We start from the raw sequence: 2,500 nt of genomic DNA, 5'->3' as shown, positions 1-2,500 counted from the left end.
GCGCGGCGCTCTGATGCCGGCGACAGCCGGGGCGATGTTTCATTTCTCTTGAAAGGCGTCGAGCGGTCGAACTCGCCATGCGGGTACTGCAGGCGAGTGGACTGCCATGAGCAAACAGATGGTTGAAGGGCTGGGGAATTATCAGCACCGGCGCCGCATGGTGCTTGCCGCGCTGATCATCGCCATGTTTGCGGCGCTGTTGTTCGGCCAGTCGACCTTCCCGCCCGAAACGACAGTCCACGAAGTCCTCGAGATGGCCGGCCTGCTGATGATCTTCCTCGGCATCGTCGGGCGCCTGTGGTGCACGCTCTACATCGGCGGGCGCAAGTCGGGGGAGATCGTTACAGGCGGGCCCTATTCGATGACTCGCAACCCGCTTTACGTGTTTTCGACGCTGGCGGCGGCCGGCGTCGGCGCCCAGATGGGCTCCATCGTCGCCACGATCGGCTTTGCCGCATTGTGCGCCTTGGCCTTCCATATCGTCATCCTGCGCGAGGAACGGCATCTCGACTCGCTCTTCGGCCCCGAATACCAGGCTTATGTCGCCAGGGTGCCGCGCTTCTTTCCCAACATTTCCCTCTACCAGGAGGGCAATACGGGCAGCTTCAACCCCCGTATCCTGCTGACGACGCTGCTTGACGGCCTGGTATTCCTGGTAGCACTTCCTGTGTTCGAGATGATCGATAATGCCCAGATGACGGGCACGCTGCCGGTCCTGTTCCGCATTCCCTGAGCTTTGCGATTCATTGCATTTGCGCAGCGCCCAGGGTGTTGCGCATTGCACCACTTCCGCGTATATAGCCGCGTCCCAGAACCGCCCGGCAGGGCATGCCGTGGCGGTTCCATTTGCTTTTCGGGCTTTGGTCGGCCTGAAAACAACAACATGAGGGATTTCGCAAGCATCTCCGGGTGCCGAGGAATCCTAAGAACGGAGTAGCAAAATGCCCAAGATGAAGACCAAATCCGCTGCCAAGAAGCGGTTCAAGATCACCGGGACCGGCAAGGTCCTGGCGGCTGCCGCCGGCAAGCGCCATGGCATGATCAAGCGTTCCAACAAGTTTATTCGCGATGCCCGTGGCACGATGGTYCTGGCTGAACCGGACGCCAAGAAGGTCATMAAGAATTTTCTTCCGAACGGCCTCTGAGCCCTCGGTCTGGACAGCGTTTTAAGGAGATCATGACATGGCACGTGTAAAAAGGGGCGTAACGTCCCACGCCAAGCACAAGAAGGTTCTCGAGCAGGCCAAGGGTTTCTACGGCCGCCGCAAGAACACCATCCGCATTGCCAAGCAGGCGGTTGAGAAGTCGAAGCAGTACGCTTACCGCGACCGCAAGAACCGCAAGCGCAACTTCCGCGCCCTGTGGGTCCAGCGTATCAACGCAGCGGTCCGCGAGCATGGCCTGACATATGGCCGCTTCATCGACGGCCTGAACAAGGCCAACATCGAGATCGATCGCAAGATCCTCTCCGACATGGCCATCCACGAGCCCCAGGCATTTGCCGTGCTCGTTGCCAAGGCCAAGGTTGCTCTTGAGTACCTCAAGAACACCACCCCGAATGCTTTTGAAAGCGCTGTTGCTTAACCAGCGCCTTCCCAAGCATCACAGACTTGATTTGGGAAACCCGCGCTGGCACGGCTGGCGCGGGTTTTTCTTTGCAGCAACGAAGGGCCGTTTGGGCCGCAACGGAACTGGACCATGAGCGATCTTGAAACTCTCGAACAATCGCTGCTGAGCGACATCGCTTCCGCCTCCGACGAACAGGCCATCGAGGCGGTGCGAGTTGCCGCCCTCGGCAAGAAAGGCTCGGTCTCGGAGATGCTGAAGACGCTCGGCGCGATGAGCGCCGAAGAGCGCCAGACCAAGGGTCCGGCGATCAACGGCCTCAAGAACCGCGTCACCGATGCGCTCTCCGCTCGCAAGACCGAGCTGCGCGACGTAGCCATCACCGCGCGCCTGATTGCCGAAAAGGTCGACGTCACCTTGCCGGTGCGCCAGTCGCCGGCCGAGCGCGGCCGCATCCATCCGATCAGCCAGGTCATCGACGAGATCGCGGCGATCTTCGGCGATCTCGGCTTTGCCATTGCTGAAGGTCCCGATGTCGAGACCGATCACTACAATTTCACCGCGCTGAACTTCCCCGAGGGGCATCCGGCGCGCGAGATGCACGACACCTTCTTCTTCCCGCCTGACCAGAATGGCGAGCGCAAGCTTTTGCGCACCCACACCTCGCCGGTGCAGATCCGCACCATGGAGACGCAGAAGCCGCCGATCCGCATCGTCATTCCCGGCAAGACCTACCGGCAGGATTCGGACGCCACGCACTCGCCGATGTTCCATCAGGTCGAGGGTCTGGTGATCGACAAGACCGCCAACATCGCCAACATGAAGTGGGTGCTGGAAGAGTTCTGCAAGGCGTTCTTCGAGGTGCCGTCCGTCAAGATGCGCTTCCGCCCGTCCTTCTTCCCGTTCACCGAGCCGAGCCTCGAGGTCGACATCC

Annotated in this window: 4 protein-coding genes; all 4 read left to right on the top strand. The window is 60.6% G+C overall.

Features of this window, described 5'->3' with window-relative positions:
• Positions 1-106 precede the first annotated feature (106 nt).
• Entirely contained in the window at positions 107-733 is a 627-nt protein-coding gene (locus tag AC1DUU_RS29365) for a methyltransferase family protein (protein WP_476786845.1), read from the top strand.
• 208 nt (positions 734-941) lie between these two features.
• Entirely contained in the window at positions 942-1,145 is a 204-nt protein-coding gene (rpmI, locus tag AC1DUU_RS29360) for a 50S ribosomal protein L35 (protein ID WP_476786844.1), read from the top strand.
• Positions 1,146-1,182: 37 nt separating this feature from the next.
• Positions 1,183-1,584, top strand: coding sequence for a 50S ribosomal protein L20 (gene rplT / locus AC1DUU_RS29355; RefSeq protein WP_214393008.1), 402 nt, complete (start codon positions 1,183-1,185; stop codon positions 1,582-1,584).
• 114 nt (positions 1,585-1,698) lie between these two features.
• On the top strand, positions 1,699-2,500 hold an 802-nt coding region (locus tag AC1DUU_RS29350; RefSeq protein ID WP_476786843.1), incomplete at its 3' end, for a phenylalanine--tRNA ligase subunit alpha.

The organism is Aminobacter sp. P4_H6_2 (assembly GCF_056400805.1).
The sequence above is the reverse complement of the archived record's forward strand: the minus strand, read 5'-3'. Positions and strand labels throughout refer to the sequence as shown.